Annotated in this window: 19 protein-coding genes and 1 pseudogene; 12 read left to right on the top strand and 8 right to left on the bottom strand. The window is 70.2% G+C overall.

Annotated features, from left to right (window positions below):
• Positions 1-2 precede the first annotated feature (2 nt).
• From ACPPVO_RS21160 to ACPPVO_RS21140, 5 genes are all read left to right on the top strand, one after another.
• Entirely contained in the window at positions 3-911 is a 909-nt protein-coding gene (locus tag ACPPVO_RS21160) for a vWA domain-containing protein (protein WP_426512928.1), read from the top strand.
• Positions 908-1,759, top strand: a complete 852-nt coding sequence (locus ACPPVO_RS21155) for a protein phosphatase 2C domain-containing protein (protein WP_426512927.1) — start codon at positions 908-910, stop codon at positions 1,757-1,759. The genes ACPPVO_RS21160 and ACPPVO_RS21155 overlap by 4 nt, the downstream gene beginning before the upstream one ends.
• A complete protein-coding gene (locus ACPPVO_RS21150; protein WP_426512926.1) occupies positions 1,756-3,288 on the top strand; it encodes a hypothetical protein in 1,533 nt (510 codons plus the stop codon). The genes ACPPVO_RS21155 and ACPPVO_RS21150 overlap by 4 nt, the downstream gene beginning before the upstream one ends.
• Before the next feature lie 98 nt (positions 3,289-3,386).
• Positions 3,387-3,773 carry a hypothetical protein gene (locus tag ACPPVO_RS21145; protein ID WP_426512925.1) on the top strand — a complete coding sequence of 129 codons (387 nt, stop codon included), beginning with the start codon at positions 3,387-3,389 and terminating at the stop codon, positions 3,771-3,773.
• 101 nt (positions 3,774-3,874) lie between these two features.
• Complete coding sequence (locus ACPPVO_RS21140; protein ID WP_426512924.1) at positions 3,875-4,336, top strand: hypothetical protein; 462 nt, start codon at positions 3,875-3,877, stop codon at positions 4,334-4,336.
• Positions 4,337-4,399: 63 nt separating this feature from the next.
• On the opposite strand, the gene ACPPVO_RS21135 is transcribed toward ACPPVO_RS21140, so the two are convergent.
• Both ACPPVO_RS21135 and ACPPVO_RS21130 read right to left on the bottom strand, forming a co-directional pair.
• Positions 4,400-4,912 carry a hypothetical protein gene (locus tag ACPPVO_RS21135; RefSeq protein WP_426512923.1) on the bottom strand — a complete coding sequence of 171 codons (513 nt, stop codon included), beginning with the start codon at positions 4,910-4,912 and terminating at the stop codon, positions 4,400-4,402.
• Between the two features lie 145 nt (positions 4,913-5,057).
• The gene (locus ACPPVO_RS21130) at positions 5,058-5,240 is read right to left on the bottom strand and encodes a hypothetical protein (protein WP_426512922.1); all 183 of its coding nucleotides are present in this window, start codon (positions 5,238-5,240) and stop codon (positions 5,058-5,060) included.
• A gap of 193 nt (positions 5,241-5,433) precedes the next feature.
• Here ACPPVO_RS21130 and ACPPVO_RS21125 point away from each other — a divergent pair, with 193 nt between their 5' ends.
• Positions 5,434-6,009: a dihydrofolate reductase family protein gene (locus tag ACPPVO_RS21125; RefSeq protein WP_426512921.1), complete on the top strand. Its 576-nt coding sequence runs from the start codon at positions 5,434-5,436 to the stop codon at positions 6,007-6,009.
• Here ACPPVO_RS21125 and ACPPVO_RS21120 read toward each other — a convergent pair.
• Genes ACPPVO_RS21120 through ACPPVO_RS21110 form a run of 3 tightly spaced genes read right to left on the bottom strand, consistent with a single transcriptional unit; the run spans position 5,990 to position 12,035 of the window.
• A complete protein-coding gene (locus ACPPVO_RS21120; RefSeq protein WP_426512920.1) occupies positions 5,990-7,156 on the bottom strand; it encodes an ROK family protein in 1,167 nt (388 codons plus the stop codon). The genes ACPPVO_RS21125 and ACPPVO_RS21120 overlap by 20 nt on opposite strands.
• Positions 7,157-7,203: 47 nt before the next feature.
• Positions 7,204-9,417 carry a DUF4832 domain-containing protein gene (locus ACPPVO_RS21115; RefSeq protein WP_426512919.1) on the bottom strand — a complete coding sequence of 738 codons (2,214 nt, stop codon included), beginning with the start codon at positions 9,415-9,417 and terminating at the stop codon, positions 7,204-7,206.
• Positions 9,417-12,035 carry a fibronectin type III domain-containing protein gene (locus ACPPVO_RS21110; RefSeq protein ID WP_426512918.1) on the bottom strand — a complete coding sequence of 873 codons (2,619 nt, stop codon included), beginning with the start codon at positions 12,033-12,035 and terminating at the stop codon, positions 9,417-9,419. The genes ACPPVO_RS21115 and ACPPVO_RS21110 overlap by 1 nt, the downstream gene beginning before the upstream one ends.
• Before the next feature lie 172 nt (positions 12,036-12,207).
• Between ACPPVO_RS21110 and ACPPVO_RS21105 the strand changes: the two genes are divergently transcribed.
• Genes ACPPVO_RS21105 through ACPPVO_RS21085 form a run of 5 tightly spaced genes read left to right on the top strand, consistent with a single transcriptional unit; the run spans position 12,208 to position 17,328 of the window.
• Positions 12,208-13,152 carry a carbohydrate ABC transporter permease gene (locus tag ACPPVO_RS21105; RefSeq protein WP_426514663.1) on the top strand — a complete coding sequence of 315 codons (945 nt, stop codon included), beginning with the start codon at positions 12,208-12,210 and terminating at the stop codon, positions 13,150-13,152.
• A 26-nt stretch (positions 13,153-13,178) separates the two neighbouring features.
• A complete protein-coding gene (locus ACPPVO_RS21100) occupies positions 13,179-14,060 on the top strand; it encodes a carbohydrate ABC transporter permease (RefSeq protein WP_426512917.1) in 882 nt (293 codons plus the stop codon).
• Positions 14,061-14,096: 36 nt separating this feature from the next.
• Positions 14,097-15,437, top strand: a complete 1,341-nt coding sequence (locus ACPPVO_RS21095; protein ID WP_426512916.1) for an ABC transporter substrate-binding protein — start codon at positions 14,097-14,099, stop codon at positions 15,435-15,437.
• A 29-nt stretch (positions 15,438-15,466) separates the two neighbouring features.
• Positions 15,467-16,954, top strand: a complete 1,488-nt coding sequence (locus ACPPVO_RS21090) for a glycoside hydrolase family 36 protein (RefSeq protein WP_426512915.1) — start codon at positions 15,467-15,469, stop codon at positions 16,952-16,954.
• A gap of 35 nt (positions 16,955-16,989) precedes the next feature.
• Positions 16,990-17,328 (top strand): DeoR family transcriptional regulator, encoded by a 339-nt coding sequence (locus tag ACPPVO_RS21085; protein WP_426512914.1) that lies wholly within the window; start codon positions 16,990-16,992, stop codon positions 17,326-17,328.
• Between the two features lie 268 nt (positions 17,329-17,596).
• Here ACPPVO_RS21085 and ACPPVO_RS21080 read toward each other — a convergent pair.
• Both ACPPVO_RS21080 and ACPPVO_RS21075 read right to left on the bottom strand, forming a co-directional pair.
• Positions 17,597-18,103, bottom strand: a pseudogene (locus ACPPVO_RS21080) (GAF domain-containing protein); the annotation flags it as partial.
• A 573-nt stretch (positions 18,104-18,676) separates the two neighbouring features.
• The gene (locus ACPPVO_RS21075) at positions 18,677-19,780 is read right to left on the bottom strand and encodes a glycosyltransferase (protein WP_426512913.1); all 1,104 of its coding nucleotides are present in this window, start codon (positions 19,778-19,780) and stop codon (positions 18,677-18,679) included.
• 419 nt (positions 19,781-20,199) lie between these two features.
• On the opposite strand from ACPPVO_RS21075, the gene ACPPVO_RS21070 reads away from it, so the two are divergent.
• Positions 20,200-21,000: a slipin family protein gene (locus ACPPVO_RS21070; protein WP_426512912.1), complete on the top strand. Its 801-nt coding sequence runs from the start codon at positions 20,200-20,202 to the stop codon at positions 20,998-21,000.
• Between the two features lie 433 nt (positions 21,001-21,433).
• Here ACPPVO_RS21070 and groL read toward each other — a convergent pair whose 3' ends face one another.
• Positions 21,434-23,005: a chaperonin GroEL gene (gene groL / locus ACPPVO_RS21065; RefSeq protein ID WP_426512911.1), complete on the bottom strand. Its 1,572-nt coding sequence runs from the start codon at positions 23,003-23,005 to the stop codon at positions 21,434-21,436.
• Between the last annotated feature and the right edge of the window lie 180 nt (positions 23,006-23,185).

The following is a 23,185-nucleotide window of genomic DNA, read 5'->3' as shown; positions in this document are numbered from 1 at the left end:
ACATGGCCCAGCATGTCCGGATCTCCACGCTCCGGGCGGAGATCGCCCGGGCGGTCGGTTTCCCGCCCGAGGCCAAATTCACGCTCCGGAAACGCGACGGCAGCCCGATCGACCAGCGCATTTCATTCGCCGAGTCCGGGATCGGCCGCGACGGGATCGTGCTGGTCGAGCAGAATGGCACCGGACCGCACTTCCCGGCCAATCTCCCGTGGCGCCGAAACACATTCCGGGGCCCGTCCGCCTATCGCGTTCTGCCGATCTACCTGGCCATTGACACGTCGTGGACGATGAACGTCGACATCATGGACCGGATCAACGAGGAGCTGGCCGAGCTGCGGCTCACCATGCTGCGCGAGCCCCGCCTCTGCGAGATCTGCCACGTGTCGGTGCTCACGTTCGACGACACCGCCCGGGTCGCGCTGCCGCTCACCGACGTCTCCCGGGTCGCGATGCCGCCCCTGCAGGCCGACGGGCGGGGCACCGCCTACGGCCCGCTCTTCGAACTGCTCCGCACCACGATCGCCGCCGACCTGTACGACCTGATGCGCTCCGGCCGCCGCCCGTACCGCCCCGCCGTGTTCTTCCTCAGCGACGGCCAGCCGACCGACGACGACCGCGCCTGGCGCGCCCGGCACAGCGCCCTCACCGACCCCCGCGGATTCCACGGCGCGCCCCACATCGTCGCGTTCGGCTTCGGCGAGGCCACCGCCGCCACCATCCGCGCCGTCGGCACGCTGCGGGCGTACCGGCGGCCGGCCGCCGAAATCACCTCGTTCATGGACGTGCTGCTCACGTCGCTGCTGCACTCGACCCGCCGCGCCGGCCCCGGCGACGACCCGTTCGAGCTCGACGACGACGCACCCCCGGGCTGGGAACGGCTCCCGGACGCCCCGCCCGAGGAGGACACGTGAGCGTATGGCGGCGCCGCCCGGCCCCGCCCGCCACGGTCGGCGCGGCGGTCCAGCCCGGCCGGGCCGCCGACTCGCTCGGCAACACGGCGTGGACGACCCAGCCCCGGCTCAGCGCCGACGGCGGCACCACCGGCGCGCTCACCGTCCGCGCCGCATCGGTGATCGGCCGCGCCCACGCCGCGGCCGGCCACACCCGCGAGGACGCGTTCGCGCTCGGGCGCACCGCCGACGGTACCGCCGTCATGGCCGTCGCCGACGGCCTCGGCGACCCCGCCGCCCACTGCTCGGCCCTCGGCGCCCAGCTGGCCGCCATGGAGGCCTGCCGGCTGGTCCGGGCCCGCCTCGACGGCGACGCCGCGATCGACGCCGTCGCGCTGTGCGCCCAGGTCGGCGCGGCGGTGCTGGCCGCGGCCGCGCGGATCGCCGGCACGTCCCTGCCCCCGCGGGCCCTGTCCACCACCCTCACGGTCGCCTGGGTCGCGCAGGACGGCCGCTACACCGGCGTGACGCTCGGCGACGGCGGCGCCTACGTCCTCGGCCGGCGCGGCCTCGACCGGGTCGGCGGCGAAGAAGACGGCTTCGACGGTACCGTCGCGCTGCCCGGCGGCCACGCGGCCGCGGCCGGGTTCACCGGACGGCTCGACCCCGGCGCCGCCCTGCTGCTCGCCACCGACGGCCTCGCCGGACCCGCCGCCGCACCCGACGTCCGCCACTACCTGAGGCGCAGGTGGCGCCGCCCGCCCGCGATCGCCGAGTTCCTCGGCGACCTGTCGTTCCACCGCCGCGGCGAGACCGACGACCGCACCGCCGCCGGCGTGTGGTTCCAACCCCGGGAGGACCCGCGATGACCGCACCCGAGCGCCGCCCGATCGGCCGCGGCGCCTCCGGCACCGTCTACCCGGTCGACGACCGCACGGTCTACAAGCAGTACCGCCGCCCGGTTCGTCCCGATCCTCTCGCCGAGCTCATCGCGTGGCGCGAATCCATGCCGCGCGGGGCTCGCGAGTTCCTCGACGCGCACTGCGCCTGGCCGATCCGGCTGCGCCTGGAGCACGGCCTCGCCACCGGCTACGAGATGCACCGGGCGCCGGGCGAGTTCTGGGCCGACATGCAGGGCGAGGCGCACACCGTCGAGCTGCAGCACCTGCTGCACCCGCGGCTGCCCGGCCTGACCGTGCCGCCGCCACAGTCCCCGCCGCGGCTCGCCCTGCTGCACAGCCTCGCCGGGCTGATGGAGCTCTTCGAAGAGAACGGCCTGGTGTACGGCGACGTCGGCGTCAAGAACGTCCTGTGGACCCTGCGCGGCCGGCCCCGCGTGTACCTCCTCGACTGCGACAACGCCCGCTTCACCGCCTCGTCCGCCCCGCCCGGCGACGTGGCCGCCCCCCGCGACGACTGGGCCGACCCGCGGCTGGGCCCCGGCGAACGCCCCGGCCCGGACAGTGACCGCTGGGCCCTGGCCCTGTTCTGCCACCGCGTGTACTACGGTGCCACCGACGCCCTCGACCCCGACCGCCCGCCCGCACCCCCGCGCGGCGAGGGCCGCCACCCCGAGCTGTACCGGCTCATGCTGCGGGGCCTGACCGGCGCGGACCGCCCCACCGCCCGCGAGTGGAAGGACACCGTCGACGGCATCCTGCACCCCGCGCCCCCTCCCCCGCCGGCGGCGCCCGCACCCGGCCCGTGGTGGCGCCGCCGACGGGTCGCGGTCGCCGCGGGCGCGGCCGCCGCGGCGCTGCTGGCCGGCGGCGTCGCCGTGGCCGTGAGCGGCCCGGACTACGAGACCCAGCCCGCGATTCCACTGGTGCTGCCCGGCACCTTGCAGTCGTGGGCGGCCGGCGGCGTACAGATCACGGTCCGGCACTACTTCGCCGCCGTCGACAGCCCCATGACCGTCACGAAGGTCGCCGGCTGGGTCGCCCTGCGCGTGCAGATCCGCAACGGCACGGCCGGACGGCTGGACCTGTCCGCCGCCCCGGACCACCTCGTCCTGCTCGCCGACACCGACCCGCGCGGCTTCAACGCCCCCGGCGTCGCCGCCGAGGGCGAAATCTCCGGACCGTCGGGCTTGAAGCTGTACACCATCGGCTTCATCGCCCGCCGCCAGAAACTCACCCACGACCAGCAGCACTACGACGCCGGCTGGGACGCCTACACCCTCGGCGCCGGCGCCGTCTTCAGCGCCTACGACAAGGGCCGCGACAGCGCGATCTACCTCGTCCCTCCACCCGCCACCCCGCCACCGGACGGCACCCTGACCCCCGGCGCCCTGCACATCCTCGGCGTCGCCTGGGTCGAACACGGCCAGGTCCTCGGCTTCACCCCGGTCTCGGCCTGGACGGGCCCGAACAGCTTCGGCGCCTTCATGCAGGCGTAACCTTTTCGGACCTGCGGCGTTGCCAAAGCCGTTCACGACTCTCCAAGGAACTGCCCCGAATTACGCGGTACCGCCCCGGCGCCTCCCGGTTCACCGTCATGGACCCGTCGGGAAACTCCATCATCTTCATCCAGCGCGACGAGCCGACGGACCTGGAGTACGGCGGCTCCAAACAGCTCCAAGGCCTCGCCCGGGTCCTGGACAACGCGCGAATCCTGCGCGAGTTCAAACATGACGACCGCGCCGCCTACCGGGCCCTGAACTCAGGCCTGCGCCGCCACGGCGACAGCGCGCCGGCAGTAGAACGCGCGCTGGCGCTGGCCGTACTCATCGAGGTGTCAACGGCACTGGAGGAGCTGGAACGGGTACCGGAATGGGGAGCCGGCCTCCGGCAACTGACCCTCACCAACGAGGAACGCCGTCAGGTCGAGTCCGCCGTCGCCGACCCCACGCTGATCGAGCCGTGGATGCCCACCGCGCCCTGACGCGCCATCCCCCTCTTGCGAACGTCGTCCGGCCGGTGATGTCCACCCTCGACAGCCGCCCCGGCGCCTTCCGCGTTCCGCCCGCCCGGCGTGGTGCAATAGTGGGCGTGTTGATCAGCGGAGCCGACGGTTGGCCACGGGGCGACGACCTCGATGACTTGTGCGCGTATGCGGCGGCCGAAGGCGCTCGAGGTTACGACGTCCATGAGGTGCGGTTGTGCCGGTGCGCAGGGTGCGGCGGCGACGTCTTCGGCATCCACGGCAATCTTGAGGAGCACGCCGCGAAGCGCGTTTGCCGCGGCTGCGACGCGGAGCATTTCATCGCAGACAGCGGCGAGTACTGGGACGACAGCCGGTCAGGCATCATGGTCTGCGAATGCGACGGTGACCGCGACACCGACAGCGAGGACTTCAACGTCGCGGTGGGCTACTCGCTCTACGACGGCGGCGACGGAGTCCGGGCGCTCGCCATCACCAGCCGCTGTGTCACATGCGGGCGCCTCGGCTACTGGGACGACTGGATGATCCGCGGCGGCGACATGCATCTACTGGATCTCGCCTAGGTACGGCCGAACCCCGTGCGGCAGCCGGCGGCGCGACTACGGCGGCGCTGAGCTACGGCGGTATCAGCGCGCATCATCCAGTCGGGCGGTGTTTGCGGCTGACCTGCGGCGCCGGACGGCGTTTTCCCATTTGATCGCCACCGGCATGACGAGGAAGATCGAGACGATCAACGTCATGAGCGCGACTACCAGCACGAGCAGGTAGGTCAAGACGGCCGTGCTCAAGGCGTCGGTGAGTCGCCATTGCTCCTCGGTGTGGCCTCGGGGAGGGTAGTGCACTGCCAATGTCGCGCCGAGAAACGCGATGACCCAGACGGCGGCAACCCGCCGACACCACTTGTTCACCGTGGAATCCCTGTCGTAGCGCCCGGCCCTCTCGGCCCGTTTGGCACTGGTGAGCCACCATGCGATGAGGCCGACGCTGGAGACGCCGAGCACGACACCGACAACTGTTGCTGCGGCCATCGGCCGTCCGAACGTCGACACGGCCACGACCAGCCGGCCGACATCGCCGTACGCCAACACTCCCGGCAACACCAGCAGGAACAGCCCGCAGAACATCGGATGCCGGTCCACAACGCTGCCTGAGCGAGCCCTCGCTGACACCAGCCGAGTATGTGCGCCGAGGTCAAGGTCCGGAACGGGCCGCGCCGGAACCGCGTGTCGTACGGTGAGGTCATGAGGGCCTGGCGGTAACGCCACGACCACAGTTCCGGGCCGCTCAGGCCGCTGTTGTACCCGCGGCTGCGAAGTCTTCCGGGCGCTCCAGCGGTACGAAGTGTCCACAGTCGACAGACGGGACCCGGACGCCGGCGAAGAACTGGTCCTTGCCGGGCACGGCCTCGTCCGTGTCGGCACTCTTGCCGTCGAGCGAGACGTACGAACTCAGCATCAACTTCCGCATTCCCGATTTCTCCATGTTTCACACCCTATGGAAGCGGCCCGCCCGGCGCCTCCAACCGCAGACCGATATTTCGTCTCCGCCTTCAGAGTGAGAAGTGCAGGTGTCGAGAACGTGATGCCGGCTCCGTCCCAGGGGCACGAGCGACCCCGACCGGCCGTTCGCGCACGTAACGAGACGAGGAGTGGTTGACGTCATGCGCAAGCTCATCGCCCAGCAGTGGGTCACCGTCGACAACATCGCCGCCGAGGAGGACGGCGGGCTCAGCTTCGTGTCCGGGGAGCCCATTTCCGAGAAGACCGATCCCGCGTTCAAGACCAGCGTGATGGCCCTCATCGAATCGGTCGACACGATGCTGCTCGGCGCGAACACCTACGTCCAGCACCGGGACTACTGGCCGCACGCCACCGAACAGGGCGAGTACGGCCAGTGGCTCAACGATCTCACCAAGTTCGTCGCCTCGACGACGCTGCACGACGCGCCCTGGGGTCACTTCCCCGCCGCGACTGTGACGCGCGACCCGGCCGCCACCGTCCGGGAGCTCAAGGCGCAGGACGGCCAGGACATCTGGCTGTGGGGCAGCCTGACGCTCATGCACTTCCTGCTCGACGCCGGGCTCGTCGACGAAGTCCGGATGATGGTCTGCCCGGTGTCGCGCGGCAAGGGGACGCGCGTCTTCGCGGATCGGCAGGACCTGAAGCCGGTCGAGGCCACCCTGTTCGAGAACGGGATCGCGCTGCTGCGGTACGAGATCAGCGGCGCGGGGCGATAGGGGCGCTCAGGCCCGCGGTGAACAGGCGGCGGTCGACCTCGTTCAGGGCCAGCCGCAGCGCGCCGAGAGCGACGGAGTCCGCGCCCAGGGTCGAGGCGCGTACCTCCGGCATGCGCAGGCACAGCTTGGCCAGCTCGCGCCGCAGGGTGTCCAGGACCAGGTCGGACGAGCGGGAGAAGCCGCCGCCGAAGATGACGACCTGCGGGTCCAGGGCCAGGACGAGGGCCGCGGTGCCGATCGCCAGGTCCTTCACGTACCGGTTCACGGCCGTGCGGGCGTCGCGGTTGCCGGCCCGCGCCGCGTTGAAGACCCACGCCGCGGCGTCGTCCGGGCCGACCGATGCCGGGACGCCCGGGCAGCGCTGCAGGTGCTCGGGGGCGGTCAGCCAGCGCACCGCGCGCAGGGCGCCGATCTCGCCCGCGGCGCCGCCGTAACCGCGGCGCAGGATGCCGTCGATGATGAGGCCCGCGCCGGTGCGCATGCCGGCCAGGACGTACACGATGTCGTTGGCGTCGTTGGCCGCGCCCTGCCAGCGCTCGGCCAAGGCGGCGAGCTTGCAGTCGTTCTCGACCACGATCGGGCAGGTGAAGCGGTCGCTCAGGTGGGCCGCGAGGTCGACGGTCTGCCAGCCGGGCAGCGGGGTGAACAGGGTCGTCTTGCCGGAGGCGTCGACCGGGCCGGTGACACCGACGGACACGGCCCAGATGTCGTCGGCGCTCTTCTCCCCCTCCTGCAGCACGTCGGCGAGCACGTGGTCGAGGGCGGCCAGGCGCTCGGCCGGGTCCGCGTCGGCCGCCACCGAACGGCGGGCGGTGTACACGACGTTGCCGTCGAGGTCGGCGAGCAGGGCGAGCACCTTGTGGGCGCCGACGTCGACGCCGATCACGTGGCCCGCCGTGGCGCGGAACCGGTAGCGGCGGGCCGGGCGGCCCACGACGCTGCTGCCGCCCGGCTCGACGATGGTGGCCCATCCCCCGGTGACGAGCCCCTGGGCGATCACGTCGACCGCGGGGCGTGACAGGCCGGTCAGCTTGGCGAGCTCGGTGACGGTGGCCGGGGGCTGGTCCCGCAGCGCCCGGACCACCGACAACGAGTTGAGCTCACGCAGCCGCGACAGGTCGGTACCGGTGATGACCTGATCTGTCACGGTTCTGCCCCTCCGCTCGCCAATATTGCTATGGACTTTACAAACTACTATTGGAAACTGATGCTGTCGACGGTGACCGTGCTGTTGCCGCCGTACCAGAAGCCGAGCGCGAGCTGGGACGGGCTCGCCCGGTTGATGCCGTTCGCGACCATCGGGAGCCTGATGTCCTGATACGCCGTCGTGATCGCCGGGTGGCCGCCGCCGTCGAGCGTGAAGTCGCCGAAGACCTTGGTGGTACCGCCGACGCTCAGGCTGAAGTGCGCCTGCTCCCCGCCGCTCGCGCCCTTGATGCGCAGGACGAGGTAGGTGTACCCGGACACGTCCTGGCCGACGTCGGAGCCGAACCAGCCGCAGTTGTTGTACTGCAGTGCCAGGGACCCGCCCGCCACGACGCCGTTGCCGCTCCCGTTGAGGAAGCAGTTGCCGCCGGTCCACCGCCCCAGGTCGTTCTTGGCCGCGGACGGGTAGGCGGGCGTGCCGTCGAAGTCGTCCAGGACCAGGCCCACCGGCGGCGGCTGGGTGGGAGCGTTCACGGTGACCGTGACCGGGTTGCTGGCCGGTGACTCGTACCCGGCCGCGTCCCGGGCCGTGACCGTGTACGTGTGCGACCCGGCGGGCACGTTCGTGTCCGTGTACGACGTCCCGGTCGGAGTCGCCACCGCCGTGCCGTCCCGGTACACGCGGTACCCCGTGACGCCCACGTTGTCCGTCGCACCGCTCCAGGACAGCGGCACGGACTGGCCGTTCACCGTGCCGGCGGACAGCGTCGGCACGGTCGGCGCCGTGCAGTCGCCCGTGCACGCCCCGACGCTCACGGCGCCGGCGAGCACGTTGTACCCCTTGGCCGCGTCCCACGTGCCGGTGTTGGCCAGCCGCACGGAGTACGCCGGGTTGGCCCGCAGCCCGGCGGCCTGGTCCGGCAGCCACAGCGCCAGCTTGTACGACCCGGACACCATGGCCGGGAGCGTCACGGTCTGCGTGGGCACCGTGAGCGCTCCCGGCTTCCACGTGCGCGGGTCGACGCCGGGCAGCGCCACGTTGTACCGGTGCGTGCCGTCGTCGAACACGAGGTACACGGGCCGCGGTTTGATGATCCCGGCGTAACCGTCGTTCGACAGGTGCGCCGAGAACGTGAACGCGGCCCCGGGCGCGGCCGGGCTGCTGAACGTCGCATCGGTGAGCCGCAGCCGGTAGCCGAGCTTGCGCTTGATGCGCGTGAACAGCGTCTCGGCCGGGTCGCTGCCCGCCGCCGCCACCGCCGTGCTCTTCCACAGGTCGGTGTTGACGGCCGCGTAGTCCTCGTTGATCTCGGTCCAGTGCTGGTGGCCGAGCTCGTACTGCGCGTTGACGCCGGCCGCGTCGTTGCCGCCGCTGGCGTTGCAGGTCTCCCCGCCGACGATCTTGTTGCCGCCGGTGGAGGTCGCGTAGTCGTACACCCACTGCTTCTTCTGGGCCACGTCGAACCAGCCGAGCCAGGAGTTCTGGTCGTACGTGCCCATGTCGGCCGAGTCGGCCAGGAAGCAGTCGTCGTGGAAGCCCAGCCGGTCGAGGTCCTGCGTCGTCATGGTCGTGCCGTGCGCGAACTCGTAGTTGAAGATGGGGTACCGGATGGCGACCGGCATCGAGGCCGGGGTGCTGGTCAGCAGCTTCTTCACCAGGGCCGCCCGGACCGGGGCCTGGCTCTCCTCGGATGAAGCGGTGTACGGGCTCGAGTGCCACTCGCCCCAGGCGCCGAAGAATCCGGCCTCCAGGTGCATGATGACGTCGGCGTTCGCGGACAGTACCGGCGCCAGCTGGTCGATGTGCCGCTCCATCTGCGGCTCGGTGACCGCCGAGTAGCCGTCCCAGACGTAGGCGACCCGCAGCACGATCTTCAGCCCCTGGGCCCGGATCGCGGCCAGGCCGGTGGTCAGGTTGTCGAGCAGGGGCTGCGGAAGGTCGCTGGTCTGGTACTTGTCGAGGTGGACGTAGGAGTGGATGAGCGTGTCGCCGTCGGCCTTGGCCCGGGCGAACGTCCGGTCGAGCATGTCCGGGTTGAAGCCCGGGATGGTGTTGCTGGCGTAGTCGTTGACGGCCGGGTCGTTGATGATCTCGTACCGGTTGTGGAAGCCCCGCTCGGGGTTCGTGAACACGGTGGCGTAGTCGCCGGTGAAGGCGACGGTGGCGGTGGCTGCGGCGGCCGGGCGGACCGGGCCGATCAGGGAGAGGGCCAGGACGGCCGCCGCCACGGCGGCCGCCCGGACCCGAAGGGTGTGCTGCATCAGTTGCTGAAGGAGAAGCTGTCGATGGTGATGGCGCTGTTGCCGCCGTACCAGAAGCCCATCGCGAGCTGCGCGGGGCTGGTGCGGCTGATCCCGTTGGCGGTCATCGGGATCTTGATGTCCTGGTAGGCGGTGGTGATGGCGGGGTGGCCGCCGCCGTCGAGGGTGTAGTCGCCGAACACCTTGGTGGTACCGCCGAGGCTCAGGTTGAACTGCGACTGTTCGCCGCCGCTGGTGCCCTTGACGCGCACGACGAGGTACTTGTACGCGGACACGTCGGTGTTGACGTCGGAGCCGAACCAGCCGCAGTTGTTGTACTGCAGCACCAGAGCACCGCCCGTCACGACGCCGTTGCCGCCGCCGTTGAGGAAGCAGTTGCCGCCGGTCCACTTGCCGAGGTCGTTCTGGGCCGAGGACGGGTAGGCGGGTGTGCCGTCGAAGTCGTCCAGCACGAGGCCGGCCGGCGTGGTGGAGGCCTGCGTCGTCACGGTGATCGACGACGAGTCCGCGGACGTGTTGCCGGCGGCGTCGTAGGCCCGCACGGTGTACGTGTAGGCCGTGGACGCGTTCAGCCCGGAGTCGGTGTACGCGGTCGTCGCCGAGGTGCCGACCTGGGTCCCGCCGCGCATGACCTTGTACCCGGCCACGCCGACGTTGTCGGTCGCCGCGTTCCAGGTCAGCGACACGCTGCTGGACGTCTTGGCCGGGGACGCGAGCCCGTTCGGGACGGTGGGCGGCGCGGTGTCGGCCGTGCCGCCGGTGGAGGTCGTCACGGTCAGGGCGGTCGAGGCCGCCGAGGTGTTCCCGGCGGCGTCGTAGGCCTGCACGGTGTACGTGTAGGCCGTGGACGCGTTCAGCCCGGAGTCGGTGTAGGCGGTGGTCGAGGTCGTGCCGACCTGGGTTCCGCCGCGCAGCACCTTGTACCCGGCCACGCCGACGTTGTCCGTGGACGCGTTCCAGCCGAGGGTGACGCTGCTCGACGTCTTCGCGGGCGAGGTGAGCCCGGTCGGGGCCGACGGCGGGGTGGTGTCGGCCGTGCCGCCGCCGACGCCGATGCCGCCCAGGCCCAGCCACCCGTCGGCGTTCTGGGTGGCGTTGCCGAAGCGCAGCTTCTTCGCGGCCGGGCTGAGCGCCTCGAGCGGGTTCTTGACCCGCAGGACGAGCTGGTAGGAGCCGCTGGCGACGCCGGCGAGGCTGACGTTGGACTGGAAGTACTGCGGGTAGCCGTAGTCGCGGTAGGTCGGGTCGGCGCCGACGTTCCAGTCGGGGAAGGCCCGGATCTTCAGCGGCTGGACCGTGCGCAGGTCCCAGGGGGTGTCCCAGGTCTTCACGACGGTACCGGCGGCGTCCTTGAGCCCGAGCGTGACCGTCCACGGGTAGTAGAACGGGGCGACGCCGTTGTTGGCGAGCGTGACGCCGACGGTGGCGCTGCCGGTCACGCTGTTGGTGTAGTACGCGTGGGTCGCGCTGAGGTCGTAGCCCATGAGGCGTACGGCCGCGGCGACGTTGGGGTCGGTGGGCGAGTAGCTCTGGCTGGTCTGGTTGATCTTCCAGGTGGTGTGCTCGAGCTCGATGCAGGCCTTCATGTTGTCGACCTGGCCGGAGCCGCCGGGCCACGACGTGAACGCCGAGCTCTGGATCTCGGGGCGCACCTCGCCGCCCATCGAGTCGGTGACCCACTTGTTCTCCACGCCCATGTTCAGCGCGCGCTGCAGCTGGGCGTAGTCGGCGCCGCCGAGGGACTGGGGCAGGGTCACGCCCTTGAGCGGTGAGCCTTCCTTGTAGCAGAAGGAGTCGTCGTGGTACCCGATGTCGCGGGCGTTGGCGGCGCCGCCGGCCGAGTCCGGGTACCGGATCTCGAGCTTGGTGGTGTTGAAGGCGTTGTCGAACGCGGTGACGATCTGGGCCGCGTGGGCGTCGGTCGGCATCAGGTTCGGGTAGCCGTCGGCGGTGTCGGTGTCGAACGGCCACGTGTGCCACTCGCCCCAGAGGCCGACGAGGCCGAGGTTGATGAAGCCGATGCGCGGGTCGCCGTCGTAGCGGGCGCCGAACGCGGCGATGAAGTTCGTGACGGCGCTGAGCAGGTAGGCGCTGTCGTAGTCGGGGCTGACAGTGCCCCAGTAGGTGTTGTTGCGGTAGGTGACGTGCCCGTCGAAGCAGTGCGGGATGGCGTTGCCGGGGTGGCTGCCGGTGCCGCCGGGGTACTCCATGTAGAAGCGGATGGCGGCCTGGTTGCCGTACGAGGCGATCTCGTTGAGCGCGTTGTCCACAATGGACCAGTTGTACGAGCCGCAGTCGGTCGCGCTGGTCATGACCTCGGAGAGGCCGAAGTAGCTCCAGGCGAGCGAGCGCGGATAGCCGGAGTTCTGGTTGTCGCCGGGGAAGTAGAAGCGGGCGAAGCCCTTGAGCGGGTTGTCCAGCGGGCTCGGGGCGGCGGTGAGCGGGTGGTCGGTCAGGCCGGGGCTCGGCGTGCCCGGCGGGGCCGGTCGGGCGGGGGCGCCGGCGGGCACCGGGGTGAACGCGGCCGCGTTGTGCGGGGCGAACACGAGCACGGCACTGGCGGCGACCGTGCAGAGTGCGACGGCGCGAGCGAGGCGCCGCCGCAGGGGTGTGCGCATGGATGAACCTCCGGTTCAAGGGGGCGGAGTCTCCTCGTTCGCCATATCGATACGAGGAGCTGTTGACAAACTTTCCATGAGCTTCATCATTATTAACGGCCACACACCCCCCGCCGCAAGACGCTAAATCTTGAAGATCTTCGATCAATGGAAACGAGGTCGGATCGTGACGATGCGTGATGCCGTTGCGGTACCCGCCGCGACGGCGCCCGATCCCCCCGCCGGGCCGGGCCCGCTCCGGCCGCGCCGCGCACGAGACGACCGCCGGGTCGCCTGGCTGTTCCTGCTGCCGGTGCTCCTCGGCTTCGCGGTGTTCTACCTGTACCCGACCGTGCGCGGGGTCTGGTACTCGCTCACCGACTACAGCCTGCTCAACACCCCGAAGTTCGTCGGCGCCGACAACTACGCCGAGCTCGTCTCCGACGGGCAGTTCTGGGACTCGCTGAAGGTGACCGCCTACTACGTCGTCATCAACATCGGCTCGCAGACCCTGCTGGCGCTCGGCCTGGCCGCGCTCATGCACCGGCTGACCCGCTCGGTTCTCGTGCGGGCGATGATGCTGCTGCCGTGGCTGGTGCCCAACGTGACCGTCGCCCTGCTGTGGATGTGGCTGCTGGACGCCGATCTGGGCTTCTTCAACCACCTGCTGGGCCTGGTCGGCGTCGAGCACCGCACCTACCTCAACTCGCCGCTCTGGGCCATGCCCGCCGTCGCGCTCGTCAACACGTGGGCGTACACCGGGTACACGGCGCTACTGCTCTACGCCGGCATGCTGCAGATCCCGTCGCACCTCTACGAGAGCGCGGCCCTGGACGGCGCCGGCGAGTGGCGGATGTTCCGGCGGATCACGCTGCCGCTGCTGCGCCCGATCCTGGCCCTGGTGCTCGTGGTGTCGCTGATCGGCTCGTTCCAGATCTTCGACACCGTCGCGGTGACCACGAAGGGCGGCCCGATGGGGGCGACCCGGGTCATCTACTTCTACATCTACCAGCAGGCGTTCACGTACTTCCACATGGGCTACGCCTCCGCCGTCGCGATGGCGCTCGTGCTGATCCTGGGCGTGCTCACCTTCGTGCAGATGCGCCTGCTGCGCGCCTCCCGATCCGACCTGACGTAACCCGACCTGATGCGAAAGGCGTCGCGATGAACCGCCGCTACACGCCGGGCCGGATCCTGGCCTGGTTCGCCCTGATCGCGTTCCTGGTGCTCACGATCGCGCCGTTCTACTGGATGGTCCGCACGGCCCTCACCCCCGCCGGCGACATCTACAGCGAGTCCGGGGCCCTGTTCCCGTCCCACCCCACGATGATCAATTTCTGGCGGATCCTCGGCCTCGTCGACGCGCAGACCGCGCGTGATGCCGGGGGCTCCGGGGCACAGATCAACTTCCTGCGGTACACCCTCAACTCCATCATCTACTGCGCACTCATCGCCGGCGTGCAGACGTTCTGCTGCGCCATGGCCGGGTACGCCTTCGCGCGCCTGCGCTTCCCGGGCCGCGACCTGCTCTTCGGGGTCATGGTCGCGGCGCTGATGGTCCCGCCCATCTTCACGCTGCTGCCCAACTTCACGCTCGTGAAGAGCCTCGGCGCCATCGACACGTTCGCCGGCATGGTCGCCCCCAACCTGCTCATGACCCCGTTCGCGGTGTTCTTCCTCCGCCAGTTCTTCCTGTCCATCCCGCGCGAGGTGGAGGAGGCGGCGACCATCGACGGGGCCGGCCGGTGGGGCGTCTTCTGGCGGGTCATCGTGCCGATGAGCCGCGGGCCGCTCATCACCATCGCCCTGACCACGTCCGTGTGGGCGTGGAAGGACTTCCTGTGGCCGCTGCTCGTCGGCCGCGGGGAGCAGACCCGGGTGCTCACCGTGGCCCTCGGGGTGTTTCTCCAGCAGTCCCCGAACACCCAGCCGGACTGGACCGGGCTCATGGCCGCCTCCACGCTGTCCGTCCTGCCGGTCCTCGCCCTGCTCATCTTCCTGGGCAAGCGGCTGGTGCAGTCCCTCAGTTTTACCGGCCTCAAGTGATTCTACCGGCATCAAGTGATCGTGAAAGGGAAACCGATGTCCAAACGATCCCGCACGGCGGCGGCGATGGTCACCGTCGCGGCGCTCGCCTTACCGCTGCTGGTCGCGTGCTCGGACGAGTCCGGCTCCGACGGCGGCAAGGTCACCCTCGAGTACTGGCTGTGGGACGACAAGCAGCAGCCCGCCTACCAGGCCTGCGCCGACGAGTTCACGAAGGCCAACCCGAACGTCACCGTCAAGATCTCGCAGACCGCGTGGGCGCAGTACTGGCAGAACCTCACCACCCAGCTGGCCAGCGGCAGCGCGCCCGACGTGTGGACCGACCACGCCTCGTACTACCCGCAGTTCGTGACGAGCAACCAGATCCTCGACATCCAGCCGTTCGTCGACAAGGACAAGGTCGACCTGGGCCAGTACCAGGCGGGCCTGGCCGACCTGTTCGTCAAGGACGGCAAGCGCTACGGGCTGCCGAAGGACTGGGACACGATGGCCCTGGTCTACAACAGCAAGTACGTCACCAACACCAGCGGCCTGGACAAGCTCACCTGGAACCCGGCCGACGGCGGCACCTTCGAGCAGGCGATCGCCAAGGCCACTGTGGACGCCAACGGCAAGAACGGGCTCGACCCGGCCTTCGACAAGACCAAGGTGAAGGTGTACGGCTTCCTGCCCGAGTGGGCCGACGGCTCGCAGGGCCAGAACGGCTGGGGCGACCTGGCGGTCTCGAACGGCTTCACGTACCTGGACAAGAACCCGTGGGGCACGAAGTACAAGTACGACGACCCCAAGCTCGCCGAGACCATCGCCTGGTTCAAGCACCTCACCGACGCCGGCTACGCGCCGAAGTTCGACAAGCAGTCCACCCTCGGCCGTGACGCCGTGATGGACGCCGGGCAGGGCGCGTTCACCATCGTCGGCTCCTGGACGATCAGCTCCTACCTGGGCACCGGGGCCAAGCAGCAGTACGCGTTCGCGCCGCTGCCCACCGGCCCGAACGGCCGCAAGACCGCCATCAACGGCCTCTCCGACGCCATCTACGCCGGCAGCAAGCACCCCAACGAGGCGTGGGCATGGGTGAAGTTCCTGGGCTCGTCGGCCTGCCAGGACATCGTCGGCGACAAGGCCGTCGTCTTCCCCGCCATCAAGTCCGCCGCCGACAAGGCCCTCGCCGCCCACAAGGCCGCGGGCCGCGACGTGCACGTCTTCACCGACGAGGCCGCAGCCTCCGGCGGCACGTTCTTCCTGCCGATCACCGACCACGGCAACGAGGTCAGCCAGATCGTGCAGGACACCCTGCAGGGCGTGATCCTCGGCCAGACCGGCCCGGCCGACGGCCTGAAGAAGGCCAACGACCAGGTCAACGCGCTCTTCAAGTAACCCTCGACGTTCTTCAGGTAAGGAGCACCATGGCACAGGTCGTCGAGCTCGGCGGTCGTCACTTCGCCCTTCAGCACACCGGCGACGGGACGCCCCGGCCCGTACCAGGAGGCATGCTGCTGCCGCCCGGCCGGGTCGCGATCCTGCACGGGCTCGGCGACGCCTCCTTCTACCGGCACGGCCACAACTCGTGGAGCCCGTGCGGCTGGCGGCGGCTCAGCGAGCCGCCGCTGCGCATCCCCAACCCGACCCGGCTCGTCACCGCGGACGACCCCGCGTTCGACGACCCCGCCCGCCACCACGGCTCCGCGGTCGCCGCCCTCCAGGGCCCCGACGGCGGCACACTGCTGCTCGGCGCCCTGGGCCTGGACACCCCGCGGCTCACCGCCGACCACGACACCCTCACCGGCTGGTACGCCACCGGCGGCGCCGAGTGGTTCCTCGCCTACGGCCCCGAGGAGGAGGTGTTCCGCGCCTACACCGACCAGCTCGCCCAGCGCTTCGGCACGGGCCGCCGCCGGGCCGGCAACGTCTGGTGCAGCTGGTACGCGTACTACGAGACCGTCACCGAGACCCAGCTGCACAAGGACATCCAGGACCTCGAGGGCCTGCCGTTCGACGTGGTCCAGATCGACGACGGCTGGGAGGAGCGGGTCGGCGACTGGCAGCCCAACGCCAAGTTCCCCAGCGGCATGCGCAGCCTCGCCGAGCGCATCACCGACGCCGGCTTCGTCGCCGGGCTGTGGCTGGCCCCGTTCATCGCCCTGCCCGGGTCCCGCGTGGTCGCCGAGCACCCCGAGCTCCTGCTGCGCGACGCCTCCGACCGGCTCGTCGTGGCCGGCTACAACTGGGGCGGCCCGTACTACGCCCTGGACCTGGCCCGCGCCGACGCCCGCGAGCACGTGGCCGCGCTCGTCCGCACCGTCGTGCACGAGTGGGGCTTCAAGTACCTCAAGCTCGACTTCATCAACGCCGCCGCGGCCTTCCTCCCCGGCCGCGACCGCGAACGCATCTACCGCGAGGCCCTGCACGTCATCCGCGAGGCCGCGGGCGAGGACGTGTACCTGCTGGGCTCCGGCGCCATCCTGCTGCCCTCCCTGGGCCTGCTCGACGGCCTGCGCAGCGGCCCCGACGTGGCCCCGATGTGGGACAACTACGCCTCGGTCGACCCGTCGGACGCGACCGCCCGCAACGCCGTCGTCAACAGCGTGCACCGGCTGTGGCAGACCCCGCTCGCCGAGGTCGACCCGGACGTCGTCTACTTCCGCAGCAAGCTGAACCTGCTCACCCCGCAGCAGCTGCAGTGGCTGCGCGACCTGGCCGACGTCTGCGGCTTCCGCGCCGTGTCCGACCCGCCGGCCTGGCTGACCCCGGCCGAGCTCGAGGAGCTGCGAACCTACCTCGAGGCGTCCCCGACGATCCGGCGGCTGAGTCGGTACCGTTTCAGCCTCGACGGCCGCGAGGTCGACTTCGCCCCCGCCGTCGCAACGGACGGGCAGCTCTACCCGATCTCGTGAAAGCTATCCCGTCTCATGAAAGGCCACCCGCTCTCATGACCGCCCCGCCGCCGTTGCTGCCGGCCGTGCGCCGGCACCGGATCGTGGAACTGGTGACCCAGCGCGAGTACGTCACCGTCGACGACATCCGCGCGGCGACCGGCGCCAGCCTGGCCACCACGCACCGCGACCTGCACGTGCTGGCCCGGACCGGCGCCGTGACCCGCATCCGCGGCGGCGCGACCCGGCCCCCGGACGCACGCGGCGAGGAGCGCCTCCTCGCCGCGTGCCTGACCCGGGTGCGGCAGGCCCTGGAGCGCAAGGACCTGACGACGGTGGAGACGGCGCTGCAGCAGGCGTTGGACGCCTGCACCCGCCTGCGCCGCGCATCCTGACCGGGTCAAGTGCCGATGAGGTCGACCAGCGACGGCGGATCGGTTCTTCGCGTATGACCGCTCGCGGGCGGTTCTGCTTCGGCACTGTTCCGGTACCGTCGATTGCCTCGCGTGAACCTGCGGCGGGTGTCGGGTTTGCCGGTGCCTTGATGTCCGTCCCACTGATCGGCAGACGGCCGGTGCTGTCGTCGAACCGCAGCCGACGGGCAACCACCTCGGCCGCGATCTCTTCCAAACCGTGTCCGGCTGCGAATGCGTAGGCCCGCAGCCGCACGAACGCCTCCTCCGCCGAGACGCCGAGCTGCACGCTGGCCATTCCGGTGGCCTGATGCACCACAGCGCGTTGCAGCCTGGAGTTGCGGTCAATGACGGCACGCTCGTCGCCGACACCACCCGATCCCGCTTCGATGTCCGACATCGATTCGGCCAGCAGAAGGTCGGTGATCGCCTCGGCGAACACCATTGCATCGGCCAGATCCTGCCCGGCCAGCATTCCCGGGCTGACCCGATACAGGTCCAGCACCCCCACCGCTGTCCCGTCGGCCCGCAGCGGCAGCGCGAACACCGCTGCAGCGTCGGCCTGCATTGCAGCTCCGGCAAACGCCGGCCATCGTCGCTGCCAGTGCGCATCGCGCAAGTCCTCGGCAAGTACCGGCCGGCCGGTGACGGTAGCGTCGCGGCACGGCCCCTCGCCCAGCAGCAGTTGCAGCTGCTCCACCTGGTCGCTTACCGCGTCGCTGGCACAGCGCTGCTGCTGGGCGGCAGTGGCTGCCATCATCGTCACACCGGCACCTGCGATGCCGGGCAGGTGCGCCACGCACGCAAGGCACAACGGCTCGACGTCCGGACCATGCACGGCGACCAGCCGCTCAATCCGACGCGGTCCGCGACCGCTAACCACAGCGGTCGCAGCTGGCCCGAGCATGCCCGCACACCGGTCGCCCACAATTGAGGGGCCCCCGTCCTGCCCCGGGGCCATCGATCGGATTCAGATCCGGCACCACAACCGTCGACATCAGACCGACCGGCACCGACCGGTTGCTCAGCAGATCTGCCTACACCCTACGCCCAGCGCCCGACCGGCGGACAGCCCTGTCACCCGGGAGCACCGGCCATGCCCGTCGAGGGCGATGAGGCCGATGGTCCCGCCGTCGCTGCGGCTTGGCGCGAGGTGCCGTGCCGGGCCACAGCACCCGCTGCTGCAGCAGGCTGTCGGCGGGAAAGGCGGTCGCATAGCTGTCGGCGTTGGAGCAGCACGGCGTCCTCGCCGGGCATGAACAGCTTGACGATCACACGCCGGGGGTCGTTACGAGCTCCAGATGGTTCCGCGTGGCCAGAACCGCCCGGCTCACCGCCGAGACCCGGCGGGCCGGGGCAAACGGCCGTGACCTGTCGCCGGTGCGGCCAGGAGTTCGGCCGCGAGCGCTGCGTATTGTGCCGCGACTGCCGGCCACCGCACGGCGGGCGTGCGGGACCGGGACAGCCGGGTGGCCATGGCAGGGTCTGTGAGGACCCGCCGGATCGCGGTCGCCAGGGCGGCCGGGTTTCGGTGGGGTACGAGCAGCCCGCGTCCGTCGCCGAGCAGCTCAACAGCGTGCGGGAACGTGGTTGCGACGACGGGGACGCCGGCAGCGACCGCCTCGGTGAGCACGCCGGACGTGACCTGTTCGGTCGAGTCGTAGGGCAGGACCACCACGTTGGCCGAGCGGATGAGGCGGCCCAGCGTCTCCTCGTCAAGGTACTCCGGCCGGTACTCCACGGCGTGCGCGATCCCGAGCTGTGCGCCGAGGCGGTGCAGACCGGCCCGGTACACCTCGCCGTGCCGTGCGATGACCTTGGGGTGGGTCTGCCCGGCGACGGTGAAGCGCAGCGGCGGGTCGAGGTCCTGCAGCAGCGCGACGGCCCGCAGCGCCCATTCGACGCCTTTGCCCGGTCCGAGCAGGCCCCAGGTGAGCAGGTGTGGCCCGGCCCGACGGGGAGCCGGGAGGTCGCCGTGTGCGGCGCTGCCGTGCGGGATGACCACGACCTTGCCCGGGTCGACGGCGTAGCCGTGCAGCAGCCGGGCGCGGGCGGTGCCGGTCATGGTGACGATCGCCCCGGCGGTGCGGGCGATGGCCTCCAGCAGCGACCGCTGGCCTGGGGTCGGAGTGCTCAGTACGGTGTGCAGGACGACGATGCTGGGCACCGTGAGCCGGCGCAACAGCGGCAGGATGTCTCCGCCGTCGGGGCCTGGGTAGATGCCGAACTCGTGCTGCACAACAACGATGTCGAAGGTCTGCAGTGTCTCCGCCGCATGCAGCCAGCCGGCTTCGCTGCCGGCCCGCCAGGTGTGCACCACGCCCGGGCCGGGGCGCAGGTCTTCGCCGGCGGCGACAACCCGCACGATCCCGCCGGACCCTCCGACGACGGTCAGCTGTTCGGCCAGGGCAGCGTTGAAGGTGCCAACCCGCATCGGGTCGGCGGGTGGGTACTGAGGAGTCCATACGTCACTGCCATTGCGAGTTCCGATCATCGTTCAATCGATGGGGAGCGAAGTCGGACAGGCGACGAGTCATACGCGCGGGGCGTCAGAGACCCCTCGACGGTGGGGACGAGTCAATGGATGACAGGTCAGCAGCCACCGGGGTCTGGAGCAGCGCACTGAGTGTACGCGTCGTGCCGAGCGACGCGGACACTCGATCGTGCCCCGTTCGACGCTGCAGCAGCGCGCTGTCCGCGTCCGGGCACCCGGATGGAGATTCGTGGCGATCCGGGTGAACCGGTGTAGCGTGACAGTGCTGCTCTGGACCCCGGTGGCTGACAATCCGTTACTCGAGGACGCGTCCCCCCGATCGAGGTCATCGCATGCCGTACGTGTGGATCGTCATCGCTGTGATCCTGCTGCTGCTCCTGCTGTTCTCACTCGCCGTACGGGTCGTCAAGCAGTACGAGCGCGGCGTGCTCTTCCGGTTCGGCCGAGTTATCGGTGTCCGGGAACCGGGCCTGACCGTCATCATCCCGCTGGTCGACGTCCTGCAGCGTGTGAGCCTGCGGATCGTCACGATGCCGATCCAGTCACAGGGCATCATCACCAAGGACAACGTGAGCGTCGACGTGTCCGCCGTGGCGTACTTCAGGGTCGCTGACGCGGTGAAGTCGGTCGTGGCCATTGAGAATGTCGGCGCAGCGATCAACCAGATCGCCCAGACCACCCTGCGAAAGGTCGTCGGGCAGCACACCCTCGACGAGACGCTGTCGGAGACCGACCGGATCAACGTCGATATCCGCCAGATCCTCGATGTGGCCACCGAGGAATGGGGCGTCGTGGTGACGCTGGTCGAGCTCAAGGACATCCAGCTGCCGGAGAGCATGAAGCGGGCGATGGCCCGGCAGGCCGAGGCGGAGCGGGAGAAGCGGGCCAAGATCATTGCCGCCGAGGGGGAGGCGATGGCCGCGGACGCGCTCGGCGCCGCCGCGGACGTCATGATGGCCCATCCGCTCGCGCTGCAGCTCAGGAATCTGCAGAGCCTGGTCGAGATCGGCGTCGACCGGAACACCACCGTGGTGTTCCCGGCCCCGTTGATGAGCACGATCGGCGAGCTCGGCGCGTTCCTGGCGCGTGAAGCTTCATCCGCGACAGCACCGGGGCCGGTGCCGCCCAATGGCAGGCCACTCCCGGCGAGCGCGCCCTGAAGCCGGTTCCTCCCGGATCATCGGGTTCGCTCAGCCGGCGCGTAGGCGATGGCGGATGAGCACGCCGACTGCCGGCGGCGGCATCGCCGGTGCTGTCTGCGCGCACAGCGGCCCATGAGCGGCAAGAGGCGAACATGACAATGCAGCCGTTCGCCATCCCCAGCTCTGCAGCGCCTGCCGACGTCAAGGCGTCACGGGCTCGCCGCCGCCGCGGCCCCGCCTGTCACACCCGGTCGGCGCGCCCGCCCTCACGCCGCCCAGTCGTCCGGCCCCGTCGGGCCGGCAACGCCAGTCCCGCAGCTTTAGTGAGACCGGATCAGGTTGGCCGGCACCACGGCCCACCGTGGGCCCGCCCGCCGCCCGCCCCGAGCGGGCCGGACGGGGCCGCCCAGCCGGCGACGGTGACGAGGCGGCATCCACTCGCCGCACACTGTCACGGCATGTCAGCGACAAGTACCTCGGTGGTCAGGAACAGCGCGGCGATCGACGCGGCGTTCTGCAGCGCGCAGCGCGTGACCTTCGTCGGCTCGACGATACCGGCTTCGATCATGTCGACGTACTCCCCGGTTTCAGCGTTGAGGCCGTGGCCCGGCGGCAGGGAGTTGACCTTCTCCACCACCACACCGCCCTCGAGGCCGGCGTTGATCGCGATCTGCCGCAGCGGCGCGGTGATAGCGGCCCGCACGATGTTCGCACCGGTGGCCTCGTCACCGGTCAGGTCAAGCTTGCCGAACGCGCTGGCCGCGGCGTTGACCAAAGCGACCCCGCCGCCCGGCAGCAGCCCCTCTTCGACGGCCGCCTTGGCGTTGCGGACGGCGTCCTCGATGCGGCGCTGACGCTCCTTGAGCTCGACCTCGGTCGCCGCGCCGATCTTGATGACCGCGACACCACCGGCCAGCTTGGCCAGCCGCTCCTGCAGCTTCTCCCGATCGTAGTCCGAGTCGCTCTCGTCGATCTCGGCGCGGAGCTGCTTCATCCGGCCCTGGATCTGCTCCGGGTCACCGCCACCGTCCACAATGGTGGTGGTATCGACGGTCACGACCACCTTGCGGGCCCGGCCGAGCATGTCGAGCGTGACGTTCTCCAGCGTGAGGCCGACCGCATCGCTGATCACCTCGGCGCCGGCGAGCGTGGCGAGGTCGGCCAGCATGGCCTTGCGGCGGTCACCGAACCCGGGCGCCTTGACCGCGACCGAGGTGAAGGTACGGCGCAAGTTGTTGACGACGAGGGTGCTCAGCGCCTCACCGTCCACGTCCTCGGCGATGATCAGCAGCGGCTTGCCCGCCTGCATGACCTTCTCCAGGATGGGGAGCAGGCCGTCCAGCTTCGAGATCCTGTTCTCGACGAGGAGCACGTACGGATCCTCGAGAACGGCCTCCATCCGCTCCGGATCCGTCATGAAGTACCCGGAGATATATCCCTTGTCGAAGCGCATGCCCTCGGTGAGCTCGAGCTCGAGGCCGAAGGTGTTGCTCTGCTCGACCGTGATGACGCCGTCCTTGCCGACCTTGTCCATCGCCTCGGCGATCATCTCGCCGATCACCGGGTCGGCGGCCGAGATCGACGCCGTAGCGGCGATCTGCTGCCTGGTCTCGACGTCCCGGGCCTGGTGGACCAACGCCTCCGTCACCGCGACCACGGCCTGCTCGATGCCGCGCTTGAGCGCGATCGGGTTCGCGCCGGCGGCCACGTTGCGCAGCCCTTCCCGCACCAGCGCCTGGGCGAGGACAGTGGCCGTCGTGGTGCCGTCACCGGCCACGTCGTCGGTTTTGCTGGCGACTTCCTTGACCAGTTGGGCGCCGAGCTTCTCGTAAGGGTCGTCGAGCTCGATCTGCTTGGCGATGCTGACGCCGTCGTTGGTGATGGTGGGGACGCCCCACGTCGAGTCCAGCACGACGTTGCGGCCTTTCGGGCCCAGCGTCACCTTCACCGTGTCGGCGAGGACATTCATGCCCCGCTCCAGGCCGCGACGGGCCTCTTCCCCGAAAACGATCAACTTGGCCATCTGCGTCGTCCTCTTCATCGTCGTGCCGGAATTGGCACCGCTCGGACCGACCTGCGATGACCGCGTCACACGGTCCCCATCCAGGGGTTTCATCTCATCCGGTTAGCACTCACACAGGGCGAGTGCTAACGCAAGTGCACCATCTACGCCCGCGGAATACAAGAGACGGCCTGACCGGTC

Source organism: Dactylosporangium sp. McL0621 (assembly GCF_049995355.1).
Taxonomy (GTDB): Bacteria; Actinomycetota; Actinomycetes; order Mycobacteriales; family Micromonosporaceae; genus Dactylosporangium.
This window is presented reverse-complemented; position numbering and strand designations above follow the sequence as displayed.

Bases quoted from the DNA above. Each gene is read 5' to 3' on its own strand.
- ACPPVO_RS21090 (WP_426512915.1), top strand. From the start codon at position 15,467: ATGGCACAGGTCGTCGAGCTCGGCGGTCGTCACTTCGCCCTTCAGCAC.
- groL (WP_426512911.1), bottom strand. From the start codon at position 23,005: ATGGCCAAGTTGATCGTTTTCGGGGAAGAGGCCCGTCGCGGCCTGGAG.
- ACPPVO_RS21145 (WP_426512925.1), top strand. From the start codon at position 3,387: ATGGACCCGTCGGGAAACTCCATCATCTTCATCCAGCGCGACGAGCCG.
- ACPPVO_RS21085 (WP_426512914.1), top strand. From the start codon at position 16,990: ATGACCGCCCCGCCGCCGTTGCTGCCGGCCGTGCGCCGGCACCGGATC.
- ACPPVO_RS21150 (WP_426512926.1), top strand. From the start codon at position 1,756: ATGACCGCACCCGAGCGCCGCCCGATCGGCCGCGGCGCCTCCGGCACC.
- ACPPVO_RS21160 (WP_426512928.1), top strand. From the start codon at position 3: ATGGCCCAGCATGTCCGGATCTCCACGCTCCGGGCGGAGATCGCCCGG.
- ACPPVO_RS21125 (WP_426512921.1), top strand. From the start codon at position 5,434: ATGCGCAAGCTCATCGCCCAGCAGTGGGTCACCGTCGACAACATCGCC.
- ACPPVO_RS21110 (WP_426512918.1), bottom strand. From the start codon at position 12,035: ATGCGCACACCCCTGCGGCGGCGCCTCGCTCGCGCCGTCGCACTCTGC.
- ACPPVO_RS21100 (WP_426512917.1), top strand. From the start codon at position 13,179: ATGAACCGCCGCTACACGCCGGGCCGGATCCTGGCCTGGTTCGCCCTG.
- ACPPVO_RS21130 (WP_426512922.1), bottom strand. From the start codon at position 5,240: ATGCGGAAGTTGATGCTGAGTTCGTACGTCTCGCTCGACGGCAAGAGT.
- ACPPVO_RS21115 (WP_426512919.1), bottom strand. From the start codon at position 9,417: ATGCAGCACACCCTTCGGGTCCGGGCGGCCGCCGTGGCGGCGGCCGTC.
- ACPPVO_RS21105 (WP_426514663.1), top strand. From the start codon at position 12,208: ATGCGTGATGCCGTTGCGGTACCCGCCGCGACGGCGCCCGATCCCCCC.
- ACPPVO_RS21095 (WP_426512916.1), top strand. From the start codon at position 14,097: ATGTCCAAACGATCCCGCACGGCGGCGGCGATGGTCACCGTCGCGGCG.
- ACPPVO_RS21075 (WP_426512913.1), bottom strand. From the start codon at position 19,780: ATGCGGGTTGGCACCTTCAACGCTGCCCTGGCCGAACAGCTGACCGTC.